The sequence below is a fragment of the Amycolatopsis sp. NPDC057786 genome (genome assembly GCF_042797905.1).
In the GTDB taxonomy this organism is placed as follows: Bacteria; Actinomycetota; Actinomycetes; order Mycobacteriales; family Pseudonocardiaceae; genus Amycolatopsis.
The window spans coordinates 1-20047 of record NZ_JBHVKW010000045.1; the positions used below are offsets into that span (position 1 = coordinate 1).

14 protein-coding genes are annotated in these 20047 nt (G+C 69.1%); 7 read left to right on the forward strand and 7 right to left on the reverse strand.

Going from position 1 to position 20047, the window contains the following annotated elements; genetic code table 11:
• Positions 1 to 172 precede the first annotated feature (172 nt).
• Both ACFVM3_RS22735 and ACFVM3_RS22740 read left to right on the forward strand, forming a co-directional pair.
• Positions 173 to 742, forward strand: a complete 570-nt coding sequence (locus tag ACFVM3_RS22735) for a YbhB/YbcL family Raf kinase inhibitor-like protein (RefSeq protein WP_378441501.1) — start codon at positions 173 to 175, stop codon at positions 740 to 742.
• A 32-nt stretch (positions 743 to 774) separates the two neighbouring features.
• Positions 775 to 3900 carry a BTAD domain-containing putative transcriptional regulator gene (locus ACFVM3_RS22740; RefSeq protein WP_378441503.1) on the forward strand — a complete coding sequence of 1042 codons (3126 nt, stop codon included), beginning with the start codon at positions 775 to 777 and terminating at the stop codon, positions 3898 to 3900.
• Here the strand turns inward: ACFVM3_RS22740 and ACFVM3_RS22745 are convergent.
• Both ACFVM3_RS22745 and ACFVM3_RS22750 read right to left on the reverse strand, forming a co-directional pair.
• On the reverse strand, positions 3884 to 4606 hold the full coding sequence (locus ACFVM3_RS22745) for an ABC transporter permease (RefSeq protein ID WP_378441581.1): 723 nt from the start codon (positions 4604 to 4606) through the stop codon (positions 3884 to 3886). The genes ACFVM3_RS22740 and ACFVM3_RS22745 overlap by 17 nt on opposite strands.
• Before the next feature lie 17 nt (positions 4607 to 4623).
• Positions 4624 to 5556, reverse strand: a complete 933-nt coding sequence (locus ACFVM3_RS22750) for an ATP-binding cassette domain-containing protein (RefSeq protein WP_378441504.1) — start codon at positions 5554 to 5556, stop codon at positions 4624 to 4626.
• Positions 5557 to 5689: 133 nt separating this feature from the next.
• Between ACFVM3_RS22750 and ACFVM3_RS22755 the strand changes: the two genes are divergently transcribed.
• A complete protein-coding gene (locus ACFVM3_RS22755) occupies positions 5690 to 6907 on the forward strand; it encodes a cytochrome P450 (RefSeq protein WP_378441506.1) in 1218 nt (405 codons plus the stop codon).
• 47 nt (positions 6908 to 6954) lie between these two features.
• On the opposite strand, the gene ACFVM3_RS22760 is transcribed toward ACFVM3_RS22755, so the two are convergent.
• Positions 6955 to 7713, reverse strand: a complete 759-nt coding sequence (locus tag ACFVM3_RS22760; RefSeq protein ID WP_378441508.1) for a PE-PGRS family protein — start codon at positions 7711 to 7713, stop codon at positions 6955 to 6957.
• Between the two features lie 169 nt (positions 7714 to 7882).
• Positions 7883 to 8788, reverse strand: coding sequence for an EamA family transporter (locus ACFVM3_RS22765; protein ID WP_378441510.1), 906 nt, complete (start codon positions 8786 to 8788; stop codon positions 7883 to 7885).
• A 93-nt stretch (positions 8789 to 8881) separates the two neighbouring features.
• Between ACFVM3_RS22765 and ACFVM3_RS22770 the strand changes: the two genes are divergently transcribed.
• The gene (locus ACFVM3_RS22770) at positions 8882 to 9388 is read left to right on the forward strand and encodes a MarR family winged helix-turn-helix transcriptional regulator (RefSeq protein ID WP_034313605.1); all 507 of its coding nucleotides are present in this window, start codon (positions 8882 to 8884) and stop codon (positions 9386 to 9388) included.
• 15 nt (positions 9389 to 9403) lie between these two features.
• Here ACFVM3_RS22770 and ACFVM3_RS22775 read toward each other — a convergent pair whose 3' ends face one another.
• The gene (locus ACFVM3_RS22775; RefSeq protein WP_378441512.1) at positions 9404 to 11935 is read right to left on the reverse strand and encodes a phosphocholine-specific phospholipase C; all 2532 of its coding nucleotides are present in this window, start codon (positions 11933 to 11935) and stop codon (positions 9404 to 9406) included.
• A gap of 303 nt (positions 11936 to 12238) precedes the next feature.
• Positions 12239 to 12652, reverse strand: coding sequence for a hypothetical protein (locus ACFVM3_RS22780; protein WP_378441514.1), 414 nt, complete (start codon positions 12650 to 12652; stop codon positions 12239 to 12241).
• A gap of 185 nt (positions 12653 to 12837) precedes the next feature.
• On the opposite strand from ACFVM3_RS22780, the gene ACFVM3_RS22785 reads away from it, so the two are divergent.
• From ACFVM3_RS22785 to ACFVM3_RS22795, 3 genes are read left to right on the forward strand one after another with little or no spacing between them, the layout of a single operon-like run.
• Positions 12838 to 13551, forward strand: coding sequence for a Crp/Fnr family transcriptional regulator (locus tag ACFVM3_RS22785; RefSeq protein WP_378441516.1), 714 nt, complete (start codon positions 12838 to 12840; stop codon positions 13549 to 13551).
• A gap of 59 nt (positions 13552 to 13610) precedes the next feature.
• The gene (locus ACFVM3_RS22790) at positions 13611 to 13826 is read left to right on the forward strand and encodes a hypothetical protein (protein WP_378441517.1); all 216 of its coding nucleotides are present in this window, start codon (positions 13611 to 13613) and stop codon (positions 13824 to 13826) included.
• Positions 13826 to 15643, forward strand: a complete 1818-nt coding sequence (locus ACFVM3_RS22795; RefSeq protein WP_378441519.1) for an HEXXH motif domain-containing protein — start codon at positions 13826 to 13828, stop codon at positions 15641 to 15643. Before ACFVM3_RS22790 ends, ACFVM3_RS22795 begins: the two co-directional genes overlap by 1 nt.
• Positions 15644 to 15654: 11 nt before the next feature.
• On the opposite strand, the gene fxsT is transcribed toward ACFVM3_RS22795, so the two are convergent.
• Positions 15655 to 20046, reverse strand: coding sequence for an FxSxx-COOH system tetratricopeptide repeat protein (gene fxsT, locus ACFVM3_RS22800; RefSeq protein WP_378441521.1), 4392 nt, complete (start codon positions 20044 to 20046; stop codon positions 15655 to 15657).
• Between the last annotated feature and the right edge of the window lies 1 nt (position 20047).

Genomic DNA, 20047 nt, shown 5'->3' on the forward strand with positions numbered 1-20047 from the left:
CTCGTGAGTTACGCCTCCAAACACGCGAGTTACGCCTTCGATCACGCGAGTTACGCGGGCGGGATCCGGCGAAAACACCTCGATAGCCGGGAAAAGTGCGCTGCCGCCGCGTTCCGGGCTACCTACGCTGAATTCCGCGCACGGGAACCACAAACGGCCTCGGGAGTCTCCGATGAGAGCAACGAGAATCGTGTTCTGCGCCCTGTTCGCCCTCGGCGCCGCCTGCCTTTCCCCGACGGCGTCGGCGGCACGATCCGCGTTCGCCCTGTCCAGTACCGCCTTCACCGACGGTGGCCTCATGCCCAAGGTCCACGAGTGCACCAGCGGCGGCGGGCAGGACCCGGCCAAGAAGAACGAGTCGCCGCCGCTGGCGTGGTCGGGCGCTCCCTCCGCGGCGAAGAGCTACGCGATCGTCATGCGAGACCTCGACAACGCCGGCCTGATCCACTGGGTCATCTACGACATCCCGGCGACCACGGCCTCGCTCCCCCAGAACGTCCAGCACGTCTACCGGCCACCGGTGCCCGCCGGCTCCAGGCAGGTCTACTACCGCGGGAGCGCGAGCCTCTACGGCTACCAGGGCCCGTGCTCGCCCTCGACCGTGAACACCTACGAGTTCGTCGTGCACGCCCTCGACCGGACGTCGCTCACCGGCCTGAACTCCGGTTCGTCGACCCGGACCGCGGCCGGGGCGATCACCGCGGCGTCGATCGGCTCCGCGAGGATCACCGGCGAGTCGTAAGTCCCCTGGTCACCCGTGGCAAAATCGGCGCAATGCAGATCGGGATGCTGGGGCCCTTCGAGGTGCGCACGGACGAAGGCGGTCTCGCCGACGTGCCGGGTGCCCGGTTGAGGGGATTGTTGATCGCGCTCGCGCTCGAACCGGGCCGGGTGGTCCCGAAGGCGACGCTCGTCGACTGGATCTGGGGCGAACAGCCCCCCGCCGACGCGACCAACGCCTTGCAGCGCTTGGTTTCCCGCCTGCGCAAGGTGCTGCCGGAAGGGGCCGTCGAGGGCCAGACCGACGGCTACCGGCTGAAGGTGTCGCCCGACGCCGTCGACGCCGTGCGGTTCGAGCGTCTCGTCGGCCAGGCCCGCGGTGACGAGGAGCCGAAGCGGTTGCGTGAGGCCCTCGCCCTGTGGCGCGGCGCGGCAATGCAGGACGTCGGCCTGCAGGACAGCGGCGCCTTCGACGCGGCGGTGACCCGGCTCGAAGGGCTTCGCCTGACGGCGCTGGAGGATCGGTTCGACGCGGAGCTCGACCTCGGCCACGGCGCGAAACTGGTCACCGAACTGACCGATCTGGTGGCCGCGCATCCGTTGCGTGAGCGGCTCGTCGCCGCCCTGATGCGGGCTCTCGCGGCGACGGGCCGCGACACCGAAGCGCTGCTCGTGTACCAACGCACGCGGGAAGCCCTCGCCGACGCGCTCGGCGTCGATCCGTCGCCGGAGCTGTCCGCGGTGCACGTCGCGCTGCTGCGGGGCGAGCTGGGACGGCGGGAAGAGAACCGCAAGACCAACGTGCGCGCCGAGCTGACCAGCTTCGTCGGCAAGGACGCCGACGTCGCCAAGGTCCGCGATCTCGTCGGCGGGCACCGCCTCACCACCCTGCTCGGTCCCGGCGGCTCGGGAAAGACCAGGCTGGCCACGGAAACCGCGCGCACCTTGCTCGGCGATCTGCCGGACGGCGCGTGGCTGGTGGAACTCGCGGCCATCGGCCCGGAAGGAGATGTCGCGCAAGCGACTCTCGCCGCGCTCGGCCTGCGGGACGCCCTGCTCGGCGACTCATCGAACGCGGAACCCGCCGAACGGGTCATCGCCGCGATCCGCGACCGGGAAGTCCTGCTGATCCTCGACAACTGCGAGCACGTGATCGAGGCGGCCGCGGCGTTCGCCCATCGCGTGCTCGGTGAATGCCGCCGTCTCCGGATTCTGGCGACGAGCCGGGAGCCGCTCGGCATCACCGGCGAGACGTTGTGGCATGTCGTGCCGCTGGCCGTACCGGACCGGCACGCCGGCCCCGGCGAGATCGAATCCTCCCCCGCCGTCCGGTTGCTGCGTGACCGGGCGAGCGCGGTGCGCAAGGATTTCGTGGCCGACAAAGCCACTTTGGCCACGATGGCGCGGGTTTGCCGGATCCTCGACGGGATGCCGTTGGCGATCGAACTGGCCGCGGCGAGGCTGCGCACCATGTCCATCGAGCAGCTCGCGAACCGGCTCGACGACCGGTTCCGCCTGCTGACCGGCGGCAGCCGGACCGCGCTGCCCCGGCACCGGACGTTGCGCGCCATGGTCGACTGGAGCTGGGAGCTGCTGACCGACGCCGAGCGGACGGTCCTGTGCAGGCTCTCGGTGTTCTCGGGCGGGGCGAGCCTCGAAGCGGCCGAGCGGGTCTGCGTCAGCGAGGCGGTCGAGCAGTACGAGGTCCTCGAACTGCTCACCACGCTGACCGAAAAGTCGTTGCTGGTCGCGGCGGGCGACGAAGCGCCGCGCTACCGGATGCTCGGCACGATCAAGGAGTACGCCGCGCAACGGCTCGCCGAGGCGGGCGAAACGGTGGTGGCACGCCACGCGCATCTCGGCTATTTCACCGAGCTCGCCGAGGCCGCGGAGCCGATGCTCCGCCGCGCCGAGCAACTGGACTGGCTCGCCAAACTCAACGCCGAGCACGACAACATCACGTCCGCGATGCGCGGCGCCCTCGCCGCGGGCGAAGGGCCGGAGGCGATGCGGCTGGCGGCCGCCTGCGGCTGGTACTGGTGGCTCAGCGGGCACCGCACCGAAGGCATGGAGCTGGTCAGCGCGGCCGTCAAGACGCCGGGCGAGGTGTCAGACGACGTCGCGGCCGTGGTGTACGGGCTCGTCTCGCTGTTCGTGAGTTCCGGTTTCGCCGACGAACACACCGCGGCGAAGTGGATCCACGAGTCGTACCGGCTGAGCAGGAACAGCGAGTCGCGGCACCCCTTGCTGGGGCTCGTCGTCCCGCTCGAACGCATGCTGGCCGGGGACGAAGCGCTGTCCGCGTGGGAACCGGTGCTGGAGGACGAAAACGCGTGGGTTCGCGCGCTGGGCAGGCTGCACCTCGGCAAGACGCGGATCACGCTCGGCCATCCCGGCCGGGAGGCGGACGAGTACCTGGAGCAGGCACTCCGCGAGTTCCGGGCGATCGGCGAGCGGTTCGGGATCTCCTTCGCCCTGACCGAACTGGCGGACCGGATCGCCACCCGCGGCGATTTCGCCACCGCGTGCGCGTACTACGAAGAGGCGGTCACGGTCGTGACCGAGGTCGGCTCCTTCGAAGACCTCATCCGGCTGCGGTCGCGGCAGGCGCAGCTCTACTGGCTGATGGGCGACGAGGAAGCCAGCGCGGCCGCCGTCGCCGAAGCGCAGCGGTACTCCGAGCGGGTCACGTGGCCGGGTGCCCTGGGCATGCTCGCTCTCGCGCACGCGGAGCTCGCCCACTGGCGTGGCGACACCGAGGAGGCGGCGCGGCAGCTCGACATCGCGACGACGGTGATGGGCACCGAAGCCGATCTCGGCCACGTCCGCGCCATCAGCCACGACCTTCTGGGCTATTTCGCGGAGGAACTCGAAAAGTCCCGCGCGCACCGGGAAACGGCCTGGCACGCGGCGGCCGAGGTGCGGCACGTGCCCCTGATCGCCCACATGCTCGTCGGGATCGCGGATCTGGCTTTGCGCCAGGACGATCCCGAGCAGGCCGCACGGCTGCTCGGGGCGGCCGACGAACTGCGCGGGCTGCCGGACCGGTCCCGTCCGGACGTGACCCGGATCGAGGAGACAGTGCTGCGCCGCCTCGGCGAAGCGAAATTCGCGGAGGCGGCGCGAGAGGGCACCGAAGCGGACTGGAAGCGGCTGGCCGAGGTCACGCTCGCTTCTTGAACGTCGAGGACGCCCACAGGTAGCCGGCGAGCGCTATCCCGGCGCACCAGCCGAGGGCTGGAAGGACGTCGCCCGCGGCCGGCGCCCCGTCGAGCAGCCCGCGCAGGGTTTCGATGATCGGGGTGAAGGGCTGGTACTCGGCGAATTCCCGGAGCCCGGGTCCCATCTTCTCGGCGGGCACGATCGCGCTGCTGAAGAACGGCAGCATGACCAGCGGCACCGAGGCCATCCCCGCGGTTTCGGGCGATTTCGCCGCCAGCCCCAGCGCGACCGTGAGCCAGGCCGCCGCGAAACCGAGCAGGACGACGATCCCCACCACGCCGAGCCAGTCGAGGAAACCGCCAGCCGGGGAGAAGCCCAGCAGGAAGGCCACCCCGGTGAGCGCCGCGATGGCGAGCAGGTTGGTCAGCACGCTGGTGACGACATGCCCGTTCAGCACCGCGCCGCGGGAGACGTCCATGACCTTGAACCGGTTGATGATGCCCTTCGTCATGTCGGAGTTCACCGCGGTCGCGGTCGCGCCGAGCCCGTAGCAGACGGCCAGCAGCATCAGTCCCGGCGTCGCGTAGTCGACGTAATCGACGCCGACGCTGAACGCGTCCCCGAACACGTACACGAACATCAGCATCATCACGACCGGCATCAGGATCGCGTTGAACACGGAGGTCGGGTTGCGGACGAGGTGTTTGAGGTTACGGCGCAACATCACCGTGGACGCGGATTTCACTGCACTGCCTCCGTGTTGTGGCCCGTCAGGGCGAGGAAAACGTCATCGAGATCGGGGGTGTGGACGGAGAACTCTTCGGCGGCGACCGCGTACTCGTCGAGCCGGTCGAGCAGCGAGCGCAGGGATTTCGTCCCGCCGTCGCTGGGGACCCGCAGGGTGAGCGCCTCGTCGTCCCTGGTCGCGCCGGGGAAGATCCGCGCGGCCGCGTCGAGTTCGGCGACGGTGGTGAACCGCAGCCGGACATGCGTTCCGGGCATCCGGCGCTTGAGCTCGTCGGGCGTGCCCTGCGCGACCAGGCGGCCCTGGTCGAGGACCGCGATCCGGTCGGCGAGCTGGTCGGCCTCTTCGAGGTACTGGGTGGTGAGGAAGACGGTGACGCCGCCGTCCACCAGTTCGCGGATGATCGACCACATCGTGCGGCGGCTGCGCGGGTCCAGTCCCGTGGTGGGCTCGTCGAGGAAGATGATCCGCGGATCGCCGACGAGCGTCATCGCCAGATCCAGTTTCCGGCGCATACCGCCGGAGTAGGTCGACGCCGGTTTCCGCGCCGATTCCACCAGGTCGAAGCGTTCCAGCAGGTCGGCGACGACCCGCTTGCCCGTGGTCCCGCGGCTCAGGTCCGCCATCAGCTGCAGGTTCTCCTGGCCGGTCAGCAGTTCGTCCACCGCCGCGAACTGGCCGGTGACGCCGATCGCCGCGCGTACCGCCTTGGCCTCGGTCACGAGATCGTGGCCGGCGACCTTCGCCGTCCCGCCGTCGGACTTCATCAACGTGGTCAGCAGGTTCACCGTCGTCGTCTTCCCAGCCCCGTTCGGGCCGAGCAGGGAGAAAATGGTGCCGGCGGGGACTTCCAGGTCGATACCGTCGAGCACGACCTTGTCCCCGAAGGTCTTTCGCAGTCCCGAGACCGCGATCGCTGTTTCTGTCATGGGCACCACTCTGGGCGGCCGCGCTGACACGCCCCCGCCACGGCGCTGACACGGGCGGTGTCAGCGCCGTGTCAGCCCGATGTCAGGCCCCGCGAGGACAGTGGTGGTCACAACCACCACGAAAGGCGAAGCGATGACTCAGACGGTTCCCGTCCCGCAGGGTCTCCCGATGGACCGCGACGCGGGCCCCTTCGACCCGCCCCGCGAGATCACCCGGCTGCGCGAAGCCCGCCCGGTGAGTCCCATGGTCTTCCCCGACGGCCACGAGGGCTGGCTCGTCACCGGCTACGACGAGGTCCGGCAGCTGATGGCCGACACCCGGTTCAGCTCGCGCCAGGACATCGGCATCCTGCACGCGCCCTACGAGACGCCGGGGATGCCCGCCCAGACCGAACCGTCCCCGCCGATTCCGGGCATGTTCGTCGCCATGGACCCGCCGGACCACGGCCGGTTGCGCAAGCGGCTCACCGGCGCTTTCACCGTCAAGCGGATGAAACAGCTCGAAGACCACATCGTCGAGATCACCGAGCGGCGGCTGGACGCGATGGCCGCGCTGGTCCCGCCGGTCGATCTGGTCAAGGAGTTCGCGCTGCCGGTGCCGTCGCTGGTGATCTGCGAACTGCTCGGCGTCCCCTACGACGACCGGGAGAACTTCCAGGCGAACTCCGCCCAGCTCATGGTCAGGGACCAGACGCTGGAGGAGAAGATGGCCGCGTTCATCGGGATGAACACCTTCCTCACCGAACTGGTCACCCGCAAACGCGAGACGCCCGGCGACGACATCCTGTCCGACCTCGGCCGCCACGACGACCTCACCATCGAGGAACTGACCGGTGCCGCCTTCCTGCTGCTGCTCGCGGGCCACGAGACCACCGCGAACATGCTGTCACTGGGCACTTTCGCGCTCCTGGAGCACCCCGAACAGCTGGCCGAACTGCGTGCCGACGCGGAACTGCTGCCCGGCGCCGTCGAGGAACTTCTTCGCTACCTGTCCGTCGCCGACATCTTCTTCCGCTACGCCACGGAAGACCTGGAGCTCGGCGGCGAAACGATCCCCGCGGGCTCGACCGTCATCATCTCGCTGCTGGCCGCCAACCGTGATCCGCGGCGGTTCGAGAACCCCGACGCCTTGGACCTGCACCGCAACGCCCGTGGGTTGTTGTCCTTCGGGCACGGCATCCACCAGTGCCTCGGCCAGCAGCTGGCGCGGATCGAGATGAAGGCGGGTTTCGAGGGATTGCTGCGCCGCTTCCCGACGCTCGCGCTCGCCGTCCCCGCCGAGGAGGTCAAGCTCAAGACCGACATGAACATCTACGGCGTCCACGAGTTGCCGGTCACCTGGACGGAATAGGCAGGATGACGGCCCTCCCCGCCGTCCGGGGAGGGCCGCCCTCGCGCTCAGTTCTTGAGCCACTCCAGCACTTCGACCTTTCCGTGCCCCTTCGCACCGGTCTTGCGGATCGACGCGTCGACCGCGCCCGCGACGTAGTAGGAAGCGCCGGCGCCACCGCCGCCTCCCGCCGAATCGTTGGTGCCCGACTTGCCGCCTCCGCCTCCACCGCCGCCCTTCACCGCGTATCCCGCGCCGCCGCCCCCACCGCCACCGGCCGTCGACGCTCCGGGCGCACCCTGGCCGTTGTCGCCCTGGGACGCCTTCGCGGTTCCGCCACCTCCGCCGTCGCCACCCACGCCGAGCGTTCCGCGCCCGCCTTTGTCGCCGTTGTGCGGCTTCGCGTCACCCGCGCCGCCGTCGCCACCGCGGGCCACCAGCGATCCGCCACCGGCCCCGCCTCCGCCACCGGCCACGATCAACGGCACGGAGCCGCGGCAGACCGCGCTGGATCCTCCTCCGCCACCGCCGTTACGGCCAGACTCGGTTTCCCCCGAGCCGCCTCTCCCGCCGATGGTGAATCCGGAACCGCCGGATCTCCCCGCCTGTTTCCCGACCTGGACTATCAGTATCTCGCCGCCTTTGACCGGCACGGTGGCCTCGACTTCGGCCCCGTGCCCGGGACCCCCGGAATCCGCGTTGCCGTGTCCTCCTTGCCCGCCGCGCAGTTTGAACCGGCCACGCTTCGCGTCATGAGGAACCTTGAGTTCCTGTTTCTGTTCTCCTTCAACGGCTTCGAAGCTGTGGGTGGTCACGGTCTCGGTCATGATTCCTCCTGGTTTCCGCCGGACTCCCAGTCTGGAATGCGTGATTCACCGGCCGATAGTGCACGATCGGGCGCGAAAAGACTTCGCTGTGTTCGCGACCGCGTCCCTTTCGTACCAGCGTGGAGCAGCGCGGCTATACCTTCGGGTAATGACCGGCCGGTCGCTTCCCTCAGCTCTTGGGGCGGGCGAGGGTCTGGCTGAGTGTCAACGCGGTCAGGGCGATGGCGAAGCCGGTGAGCTGCCAGCCGGTGAGCGTCTGGCCGAGCACCAGGAACCCGGCGGCCGTGGCGACGAGGGGGTTGGTCAGTGTCAGCAGGGAGACCGACGCCGGGGCGAGGCGGTCGATGCCGCGGAACCACAGCGGGTAGGCCAGCGCGGTGGTGACGATGCCGATGTAGCCGTAGCCGAGCAGGTTCGCGGTCGTCAGCGAGTCCGGGAGACCTTCGAACAGGAGCGTGGCCGGGGCGAGGACGACGCCGCCCAAGGCCAGCTGCCAGCCGGTCATCGCCAGCGGGTACTCGGGGCGGCCCCATTTCTTGGTCAGGATCAGGGAAACGGCCATGAGCCCGACGGCGGCGAACATGGCGGCCAGGCCGATGGGGTCGAGGCGGGCTTCCGCCGTAAGGGTCAGCAGGGCGACACCACCGGCGCCGACGACCGAGGCGAGCAGGATCGGAGCCGGTGTCCGGACGCGCAGCATCGGCAGCGCGAGCAAGGCGACCAGCAGTGGTTGGAGGGCGCCGAGGGTCGCGGCGACGCCGCCGGGAAGGCGGTACGCGGCGAGGAAGATCAACGGCAGGAAGGCGCCGAAGTTGAGCATTCCGAGCACAGTCGTCTTCCACCACCAGGACCCGTGCGGCAGCCGTCTGGTCAGTGCCAGCAGGAGCAACCCGGCCGGCAGCGCCCGCAGCGCGGCTGCCAGCAGCGGCCGGTCCGGGGGCAGAAGGGTCGCGGTGACGACGTACACGGTGCCCCAGCTGGCCGGTGCCAGCGCGGCGAGCCCGGCGTCGCGGAGTGTCGGTTTCGCGGCCGCCTGCTCGGTCGGAGCGACAGGCCGTTCGGCGATGACCGCCATGATGTCTCCTCACTGATAATCTCAACGTTGAGATAACACCAGCGACTTCTGTCAATGTCAAGTCTCTTAATGTTGAGACGATTGGAGGGCGTCATGGCCGACGCGGTGGACGCGGTGATCGCGTTGTGGCGGCACGAACGGCCGGACCTCGAAGACAAGCTCTGGCCCGCCGAGGTGATCGGCCGGGTTCAGCGGCTCTCCCGGATCCTCGACCGGAAGCTCAAGGAGTTCAACGCCCGGCACGACCTGGAGTCGTGGGAGTTCGACGTGCTCACCACGCTCCGCCGATCAGGCGAAGCCGACGGCCTGACCCCCGGCGCGCTACTCAAAGCCGCGATGGTCACCTCGGGGGCGATCACGAACCGGATCGACCGCATGGAGGCCAAGGGTCTGGTCGAGCGGGTGCGGGACAGCGACGACCGTCGTTCGGTCAAGATCCGCCTGACCGGCAAGGGCCGCGAAGTCGTCGACGAGGTCTTCGTGCTCCACCTGGAGAACGAAGCCGCCCTTCTGCCCGAGCTGAAACCGGCACAGTGGGCCGAACTGATCGGCGGCCTGCGACTGCTGCTCGAACACTTCGGCGACACGTCATTGGAGTGAGCGTTCCGGTCCGGGCTACGTCCAGCCGAGCGGGACGACCTCCGCCGCGGACGTCCACGGGCCGCGCCCGCCCGCCTCGGTGAGAGCGCGGAACCGAACGTAGCGGGCCTGGGCAGGCCAGAATCGCAGGGTCTTCCGGGCGGCGTCGTCGGCGAAGGTACCCGTGGCGACAGGGCTCCCCCAGGCCGACCCATCGGTGCTCAGATGGACCTCGTACGCGCCGACGCGGCCGTTGGCGGAACCGTCCTGGCGCGGCAGATAGGCCAAGCCCGTGACGGTGCGGGCGGTACCGAGATCGAGCTGGATCTCGTGGGGCAGCGGGTCTTCCCCGCCGGACCACCTGGTGTGCCAGTGGGTGGCGGGATCGCCGTCGACGGCGTTCGAGGCAGCACCGGACTCCCCCACGGTCTCCTGGCTGTCTGCCGAACGGACGGTGGCGGCGAGCGGGCCGGAGCCCATCACCGGGTCGCTGATGGTCTCGGCGCCAGTCTCGACGTGCCCCGCGAAGCGGCGAAGGAAGCCGTCCGGTCCCTGGACGGTCAGGTCGTACCAGCCGCCCATGCCGCCTTCGGTGCTGAACCAGTCCTCGACCGTCGCGCCTTGGGCGACCGCGTACGTCCACGGCCCGCCACCCCGGTTGCCGGTGCGCACGGTCAGCTCGCACGCGGCGCCGGCGTTGGTCATCTTCAGGTACACGACACCGGAACCCGGCCGCAGCACGACTTCCGGATTCGGCTTGCCGCCGGTGGTCGCGGTGATCCGGTTGCCCGCGAACCGTCGCAGGAAACCGTTGGGGCCGTGCGTGGTGAGGTCGTACGCGCCTTCCGGGGAACCCACCTGCCAGTAGTCGGAGAGCGTCGCGTTCCCGCCGAGCGTGTAGCGCCAAGGCCCGTCGGTGCGGTGCGCGTTGGCGTAGACGTAGAAATGAGCGCCCGCGGTTCCGGTGTTGGCGAAGTCGATCCAGAACCGCTCTGCCGTCACCCGTCCGGAAGCCTCCAACCGGTAAGGCAAGGGCCGTGCTGGCCGGACACCGGTTTCCGGCACCGGAAGCTTCTGCACTGAAGGCGGCTGCGGCTGGGTGTTCCACGGCCCGCTCGTCGGCACCGGCTCAGGCAGCGCCGGATAGGTCGCGTTCGGCGCCGTGGTGTCCAGCGCCGAGGTCAGGTCGCCGCAAACGGTGCGCCGCCACGGCGAGATGTTCGGCTCGGCGACACCGCTCCACCGTTCCAGAAACCGCAATACCGAGGTGTGATCGAAGACCTCCGAGCACACCTTCCCGCCCCGGCTCCACGGCGAGATGACGAACATGGGCACCCGCACGCCCAGCCCGATGGGTTCACCGGAGACGAATTCGTCGGTCGTGGCCACGGAACTCTTGCCCTCGCCGTCCGAGGCCGGTGGCGCGGGCGGTGGCATGTGGTCGAAGAAGCCGCCGTCCTCGTCGTAGGTCAGCAGGAACAGGGTCTTGTTCCACACGCCGGGTTCGGACGCGATCGTGTCGAGGATCGACTTCACCAGTTCGGCCCCGGTGTTGGGTCCCCACGCGGGATGTTCGGTCTGCGATTCCGGCGCGACGATCCACGACACCGACGGCAGCCTGCCCGCGTCGACATCGGCCTTGAAGGCGGCAGGCAACTGCTTCGGCGCGACCCTGGCCAGGCCCCGGTCGTAGAGAGCGCGCTCGTTCGCGGTCAAGGTCGCCACCCCCGCGGCCAGTCCGTCCAGCAGCCGGGTCCGTTCGGCGGCCGAGGCCGAATCCAGGGCGTAATAGAAGTACTCCAGTTTCGGGAAGGCTTTGCCCGCGGAGTCCTTCACCTTCGACAAGGCCTTGGTGCCGACGGCAAGGAAACTACTGAAATAGTCCAGCGAATTGTCGCCGTAGTTGTCCCATTCCTGATAGACCCGCCAACTGCGGCCCGCGGCCTGGAGCCGCTCGGCGTAGGTCTTCCAGGTGTAGCCGGTGTGCCCGGGGTTCCGCCAGGCGTCATTGCCGATCGCGCGGGTCGTGCCGTCCGGTTCGAAGCCGAGTTTGCCGGTGAACAGATACATCCGGTTCGGGTTGGTCGGCCCCATTTCCGAGCAGTGGTAGGCATCGCAGACCGTGAACGCGTCGGCGAGTTCGTGATAGAACGGCAGCGCCGAACGTTGGTGATAGGTCAGCGAGCGGACACCCTTGGCCGCGCGCCACGCGTCGTGGCGGCCCTTGTTCCACGCCCGGTGCCCGCCGGACCAGCTGTGGTCGACATCGGCCATGAACTGGTCGTCGATCGCGTACGGCAGCAGGGTCCCCGTGCCGTCGGGCTGCTGGAAGACCGACGCCCCGGAAGGCAGCTTGATCGCGGCAGGGTCGGCGAAACCCCGCACGCCGCGCAGCGTCCCCAGATAGTGGTCGAACGACCGGTTCTCCTGCATGAAAACCACGACATGCTCGATGACGTCGAGCCCGCCCGTCGGCGCGTCGGCGGCGAGTGCCTGCCGGACGCTCGCCGGGAGCAAGGTGAACGCGGAAGCCGCGCCAGCGGCCTTCAGCAGGGTACGACGGCGCACGAAGCCCTCCCGGAATGGCGTTGAACCCGTTCGATCGTGTTCGAAACTGCACCTTTTCGGCGACTATCGAGCAGATAGAAGCATAGGTACCCGATCGGTTCAAGGGTTCCGCCGCCGGGCTGCATGATCGGAGCAACAGAACGCGACTTTCGGATGGTGGCCCCGGCAGTCACGGCGGCTGCGCGCGAAGGCCCCCTTCCTTGCGACCGTGGGGATGTCGTGAAGCACTGAACAAACCGCGGTGGGGGCCGCCCCCCTTGAGCGTCCCCCACCCGGTTCACCCGGCCGGAAACCGGCCGGACGTCATTTCGTGTCGCCGTCCGGACGCCCGGACAACGCCGCCACCGCGAGCACCATGGCGACCGGCCAGATCGCGGCCATCAACGCGGCCCCGCCGACGGTGATCGCCGTGACCGAAGCCGCCGTCGCGATCAACCCACCGACGGGTGACACGTAACAAAGCCCCAACGGGCCGAGAAAGAGCACCCACGCCAACGCCACCTTCACCGATTTGGCGGGCGGACGCGGAACCGGATACCGCCCCGGCCCGACGACCTCCTGGTCGTCGCCCTGATACCACCCGCCGGACATCAGCGGCGGATGCGGCGCGAAGAAGGCCGGTCTTCGGCCGAACGCCTTGGGCGTCCGTGGATTCGGTACGGCCGGCTCACGCCGGTGATCCTTCGGCCGTCCCATGACACTTTCGGCGCTGCGCATGACGTCCTCCCCCGTCGCCGGCCCGAGGCCTGGTGAAGTCACCCCTTGGCTGGCACAATTACCGGTTGCGGTGCGAAACTTCCGGGTCGTTCTGCCCACTGACCATGTTGACGAGTCGGGGGAGTGGCTGATGCGTCAAATGGAACACAGCGCGAATCCGGCCCCCGGCGATCCGGAGGGCCAGGATGACCGGTTCTCCAACGGGTGACCACGGGGGCTTCGGAACCTGGGGGCGGCTGACGCCCGCGGAGCAGTCCGCTCTCCGGCACGCGGGCCATGTGAAAGTGTGGCGGCCAGGCCAGATCCTCGCCCTCCAGGGCAGTCCGCCCACCAGTATGTTCGTCGTCCTCCACGGCTGGGTGAAGATCAGCGCCACCAACTATCGCGGTGAGGACGCGCCGCTCGCCGCCCGCGGCCCCGCGGAGATCGTGGGCGAACTGGCCCCCATCAGCGGGCTCCCCCGGTCCGCCACCATGTCGGCGATCGACGAGGTGCGCACCCTGGTCGTGCCGAGGGAGAAGTTCCTCGGCGTCCTGCGGGACCGGCCCCGGATCGCCGAAGAGATCTTCCGTACCGCGGCCATCCGGCTGCAGCAGTCCGACCGGTTGCGGCTCGAAGCGGGCGGGCCGGATTTCCCGCAACGCCTCGCCGCGGTCCTCCTGGAGCTGGCGCTGCAGCAGGCCGTCGACTGGACGGACGGGCAGCAGGTCGATCTCCGGTTCAACCAAGGGGAATTGGCGGGCTTCGCGCGCGTCTCACGCAGCACTCTGATCCGTGGCCTCGAAGAACTCCGGCGGCTGGGGGTCGTGCGCACCGCGCGTCAGCGCGTCACCATCACCCGTCCTCGGGCGTTACGGGAATTGGCGGCCGGACGGCCACCGCCGCCCGCCGAGGCCTGATCGGTCACGAAATCTCGGCTATCCTTGTCGAGGTTCAACTCTCGCAACCGTTCCACGGGGTGGAGGGAATCGGCACGATGAGTTCTTTCTCGGCAAGCACCGAACCGGATATCGAATCGGCGTTGCTCGATCTCGACGCGGTCTCCTTCACCGCGTTACGGGAGCTGGACGGCGAAGCCTTCCGCCAGTCCGCGCTTCACGTCGTCGAACGCACCCGACGCGTCCACGCGCGCTACAGAAGCACTGGCAGCACGGGCGGCGAGCGCATCGACTGATGCCGCCGCCCGCCGAGGCTAGCCCCGCGTTCCACCGGTTGTCGTGGCGGGACTTCGACGCGCTGGCGCGCCTCGACGGCGACGAGGACATGGCTCGGCGGTTGCGGCGGGCCGAGCGAAGCCGTCGCAAACTGCTGATCCACGCGTTGCTGACCGAGGCCACGAAGACACCTGGCCATCCGGGCCCCCTGCCCCCGCTGGATTCGGCCTGGGAACTCCTCGCACGTGCCGAGGCACGGGCACCGCGCGCGGTGAACCGAATGCTCACCAACCCGTACACCGGAAGCTGGGCGGGTTACACGACTCGTCTGCTGCGCGACGGAATCGACGGCGTCGGTCCTTTGTGGATGCATCTGGGCCACGCGCACGCGATCGCGGCGGCCGCGGCGATCCGGGCGGAGCTCGACTTCGAGACGGCCGTCCCGGCCTGGCACGGCAACGCCATGCTCCCTTCCCTCGGCATGGCGAGATTTCCCGGTACCGCGGCGTTTTCTTCGGCCACCGTGCGAGGAGAGAAAGGCCGGTACTTCGTCTCCAACGCCGAAACGACGGTCCGCTTGCCCGGCTCGCCCGACGCCGATGCCCCTGGCTGGTGGGGAATCCGGCGAGTCCGGAGCCAGGTCGGCACGCACCGGTTCACCCTGTGGCTGGACGATCTTGATCCCTATCGCGGGCTTTACGAACCGGTCCCACCGGAACGGCTGCCGGACAAGGAATTGGCGGATTGGCAGCGGCTGATCGACGAGGCCTGCCGCCTGGTCGCCGCCCATCTCCCCGGTCTGGCCCGCATCATGCCCGTCGGGCTCGCCTCCTTGGTGCCGAAACCCCAGGTGCTGTTCCGGAATCCGAGCGCGTCGACCGGGGAGGCGTTCGGCAGCGCGGTGGTCGGCCTGCCCGCCGACGGCGCATCCCTCGCGGAGACCTTGATCCACGAGTTCCAGCACATCGTGCTCGGCGGGCTGCTGCATCTGGTCGAGCTGTACGAGCCGGACCCCGGTGAACGGATCTACGTGACCTGGCGGGATGATCCACGGCCCGTGAGTGGTGCCCTGCAAGGGGTCTACGCGTTCTTCGGGGTCACCGCGTTCTGGCGCGCGCTGGCACATGCCGGTGAATGCCCTCGGCGCTCCGCCTTCGAATTCGCGTTCTGGCGCGAGCAGACGTGGCGCACCCTGCGCGTCCTGCGCGGGGACTCGACACTGACCGACGCCGGACGCCGGTTCCTCGACGACATCGCCGAACGCCTCGGCCCCTGGCAGGCCGAGCCCGTGGCGGCGGAGGCGCGCGAACTGGCCGCGGCCGCCGGCCGGGATCACCTCGCCGGCTGGCGGGTCCGCCATCTGCGACCGGACCCGTCCGTGGTCACCGAACTGGCGGCGGCATGGCTCGCCGGAAGACCGAGGCCGCCGGTCACCGTCGACGCCCCGGACCTTCCCCCGACGCCGGTACCGGACGGAGCCTGGTCCCACGCCAGAACGGACCTGATCCGGCTCGCCGTCGGCGGCACCTCGCTGTCGCCGGACGGACGGCCGCCGACGGTACCCGGCGCCACCGCCGCGGATCTCGCCTACACCGCGGGCGACTTCCTCGACGCCGTCCAGGGCTACCGGCGGGAACTCGCCGTGGATCCGGACCGGCCGAACTCCCTGGCCGGCTTGGGCCTCGCGCTCGCCGCCCGAGGCCCGCATCCCGCCGCCCGCGCCCTGCTGCACTGCCCCGAACTCGTCCGTGCCGTACATCGGTCCTTGCGAGCCGTTCCGCGACCACCGACCGTGGAGCGGCTCGCCGCGTGGATCGGGCAACTCGTTCCGGGCTAGGACACCGCCTGCTACATCAGGATCGGATCGATGTCGCAGTTGGCGCGGGCACCACGGCCTGCCGCCTGCGTTCCGGGGTGGGCCTCACCGAGGACCCTGCGGTACCGCACCAGGATCGGATCGCGGAACGGTGCGGCCTCGTCCGTCCGGCCGAGCGCGGCCAGGTCCAGTCCGAGGTTGAAGGACGCCGCCAGTACCGTCGGATGCTCTTCGCCGAGTACCTGCGTACCGCGCTCGACCGCGTCCCGTCCCAGTTCGGCCGCCCGGTCGAGCTCACCCAGCGCCGCCAGGTCACTCGCCAGGTTGATCGTGGCGGCGACGGCGTAGGGGTGGTCCGGGCCGATACCGGCCCGGAACTGCTCGAGGGCGCGCTCGTCGAGGACGCGGGCGCCCGCGGCGTCGCCCATGAGCCGCAAGGTGACCGCCAGGTCGACATTGGCGACGAGGGTGTGCGGGTGATGCTCGCCGAGCCCGCTCCGGTATCGCTCGAAGGTTTCTTCCCCCAGGCGCTTGGCCGCGGCCAAGTCACCCGAGTGACGGAGATCGAGCGAATGGGCGAGTGCGCAGCTCATCGTGACGGAGTGGTCGTCACCATAGGCGAGCCGGTACCTCTTGAGGGCGTCCGTGGACAAGCTCAGCGCGCCCGGATGGTCGCCGTCCTTACGCCGGGTCACGGAAAGCAGGAAGGAATGGGTCGCGCTGTCCAGCTGGTCCGGGCCGAAGCGCGTGTGGAAGTTCTCCGTGAGCCTTTCCTGCTGTACCCGGGCCTGGCCGTAGTCCCCTGCCTCGCGCAGGTCCACGATCAGGGAACTGTTGACGCTGAAGGTGCGGATGTGATCGCGCCCGAGAACTTCGATCCGGCGCCGGAGGGTGTCCTGGTCCAGTTCCGCGGCGGCGCGGTAGGCGCCGGACAACCGGAGGCTGATGGCGTGCTGGTACGCGGCGTTGAGTGTCTCCGGGTCGTCCTCGCCGAACATCCGCTTGGACTTCTGGTAGATCTCTTCGCTCAGTTTGGTCGCCGCGGCGAAATCGCCCTGCGCGCGGAGGTCGATCGTGATGTTCCGCTGGAGGGCGAACGTCTCTTCGTTCTCCTCGCCGGATACCTGAAGGCGCAGCGCGAGAGTGCGCTGATTGAGTTCCGCGGCATCGGAATACCGGCCGATCGCCCACAGATAGAGCCCCAGCCTCGACGAGACTTCGAGCGTCTGCGGATGGGTCGGCCCGAGGGCGTCGGTGAACCGCTTCCGCGCTTCGAGGCCGAGCCGGGCGGCCTCCTCGTGGTCGCCGTACTCGAACAGGTAGCGCATCAGGTTGATGTAGAGCTGACGCGGCCAATCGTCGTCGCAGTCCAGTACGTTCGCCGCGTAGGCGTGCGGCAGCAGTTCGCGGTAGCGCGACCAGTGCCTGCTGGACTCGGGGTCGTTCGGGTCCAGCGCCGCCAGCAGCTGGTGTGCGCCGTGCTGCATCCGCGCGTGCACCTGACGGGCCATGACCCGGTTGCGCAGCACCAGCTGGACCAGCCGGTGCAGCTGGAGGGTGTTGTTGCCGTGGTCGATTTTCGCGAGGCCGTACCGGTTGATGTCCCGGATGGCCCGCGCGAGCTTGATCGGGTCGCGCAGGGCCGCGTCGAGCTCCGGGGAGATCGACACCCGGTTGACCCCGGTGAGCAGATCGCGCGAAATCGGCTCCGGCGAGAAGAAGGCGCAGATGTGCAGGATCTGGTGCGCCGCCGGGTTGCGGGTCTTCAGTTCCTCGAACGAAACGTTCCAGGCCGCGGCGACGGATACCTCGTTGTCGGGCGCCGAGGCGGTGTCGAGGATTTCTTCGACCGACTCGTCGAACAACCGCAGATACTCCTGCACCGGCATCCCGGTCACCGCGCGCCAGGCCGCCGCCTGTTCGACGGCCAACGGCAGATCGCCGAGTTTTTCGGCGAGTTCGTCGGCGTCGGCCGGGTCGATCTCCGGACCGCGGCGGCCGAGCAACTCGACACTTTCCTCGCGTTTGAACACCGCGAGCTCCAGCGGGCGCGCGATCCCCGCCCAGTCGGAGTTCCGCGAGGTGATCAGGATTTCGCCGGGACCGTTGCGCGGAAAGAAGGGCAGCACGGTATCCGGGCTCTCGGCGGCGTCGAAGACCAGGAGCCACCGGCGGAACGGCCGTCCGGTCCGGAGCGCCTCGATGACCGCCGGGACGGCGACGCTGGCTTCGGACGCGCCCTGCAAGCCGAGCATCCCGGCGAGTTCCGTGAGACCGGCACGGATCTGGGTCGTGTGCGCCGCGTCGATCCACCAGACGAGGTCGTAGTCCTGGAGGTGCCGGTAGATGTACTCGGTGGCCATCTGCGTCTTGCCGATACCGCCGAGACCGTGCAACGCCGAAGGGAGCACGGCGGTGGTACCGCTGCTCAACCGCTTGGTGAGCTGGACGAGCAATTCGTCGCGACCGGTGAAGTTGGGGTTCCGCGGGGGGACGTTCCCGAAGATCAGTGGCGGGTCTTCGGGCTGGCGGTCGGGGAAGTGCCGGGAACTGTCCGCCGCCGAAGGATGGACGATCCTGGTCGTCGGTTCGTTCGCGTCGGGCTCGCTGAGATAAGTCGAGCGTCCCTGTGGCACAGCGGTCGAAGCAGGTGGACGTTCGGCCGTCTCAGGCATCTTTGGGCTCACAGCCTTCTTTAGTGATTCAGCGTCGAATGCGACGAGACCCCGGTTTCGTACCGCGTTCCGCAGCCGGTCGGCCCGGGACAGGTACGGTCCGGAAAGCGCGCGCATGAGCGCGCTTTCCAATTCCACATCGGCCGGGGACTCGCGGGTGAGGTCTGGATCCGGTGTGTTGTTCGGGTCGGCGATGGCGTCCCGGAGGTGACCGAGCAACCTGATCCGGTCACCGAAATGGGTGGCGGCCACTCGGACGACACTGGCCGTTTCCGACCGTCGCGCGCCACTGAGCAGCAATTCCCGGACTGCCTCGGGAAAAGCGAAGACCCCGTCGGTGTCCCAAGTGGACTCGCCCTCCCTGAGTGCGGGAGCGTACATCATCCCCGAAAGTAAAAGTTCGAGGAGGTGCTCCACTCCCGCTTCCGGTACGAACTGTTGTCCCACCAGCTTCGCAACGTCGAGACGGACCGGTACCGCCGCGAGCAACTGCGCCAAGCGTAGCGCCGGCGGCGACGCAACACTGCGGAATCTGTGCACTCTTTCGGCGGGTGACAAAGTTACCGGCGGGTCCGTGAAATCGGACCGGGGAACCCGTTCCGTGGCGAGGACGACCGTTCCTTCGGCGGCACCGGTGTTTTCGCCGGTCATCAGTCCGGCCCACCACCCCAGCGACCGCGGCCGCAATTCGAGCACCGGCACGGGGACGAGGTGGCCGGGCACTTTCGAGCCGGGTTCGAGCCAGGCGTCAGCGAGGTCGCAACGCCACCGGCTGTTGGGCGCCAACGCGTTCGGGACGCGTAACCACGCCTTGTGCGGTTCCATGCCGCACCGGCCCCACAGCCATGGCGGGAGCAGGTGGACGATGCTCACCGGCATTCTCCTGCCCCAGCGCGCGAGCATCGGGTACAGCGCGTCCTTGTTCTGCCAGGCATCGCCGACACCGTCGGTCAGCAGCAATACGGCCCGCCGTCCCGAGGAATCCACGATCTCGTCGGGATCGCGGGCGGGCGCGCCGGGCGTGCCACCGCGAAGAACGAGCCCCTCTTCGCTGTCCTTCGCGGTTTCCAGCAGCCGGACCTGAATGGTGCGGAAAGCCCCCACCTGCCGCAGTAATTCCACGAACGCCGACACCCTCGGCCGCCACAGGGCCATCGAGGGACCATTGTCGAGGACGAGCGTCAGGTCGAGCCAGCGCTCTTTTTTCGATCGGGTGACCGGCCACCACCGGCCGGTCTCCGCGACCCGGACGGCGGTCGCCACTTCGTCCAGGACCACGTTGTTGTGTCGCCGCGACACCGTCTCCCGTTTCAGTGATCTCAGTGCGCGGAAGTACTCCAGCGATTCGAGGAGTACCACTCCCCCCGGCCCGGTGCCGTCCACCGCGGGTTCGGGCAGCTCACCGGGTACGGCCTCGATCGCGACGACCTCACCGTCGTCCTCGGCGGGTGCCTCGGTTTCGATGAACCGGGACGGCCGCGACTCGGGAGGTTCCGGGTTTTCCCCGCGCTCGGCGGGAGCGTTGCGGATCCTCGTCTTCCCGGAAGGCCGCTCCGGTTCATCGGCGGGCTCGGCCGGGTCGGCCGCCCGCCGCGGCGAGATGGCCGCGGCCAGCCACACGATGTCGGCGACATCGGTCCAGTTCAGGTCCTCGAACCCGAACCGCTTGACCCCCTGAGGGGAACCGGTTCTCCGCCGCTCCGCCACCGAGGCGGAACGCGAGTCGGACACACCGCCCGGCCCCTCCATG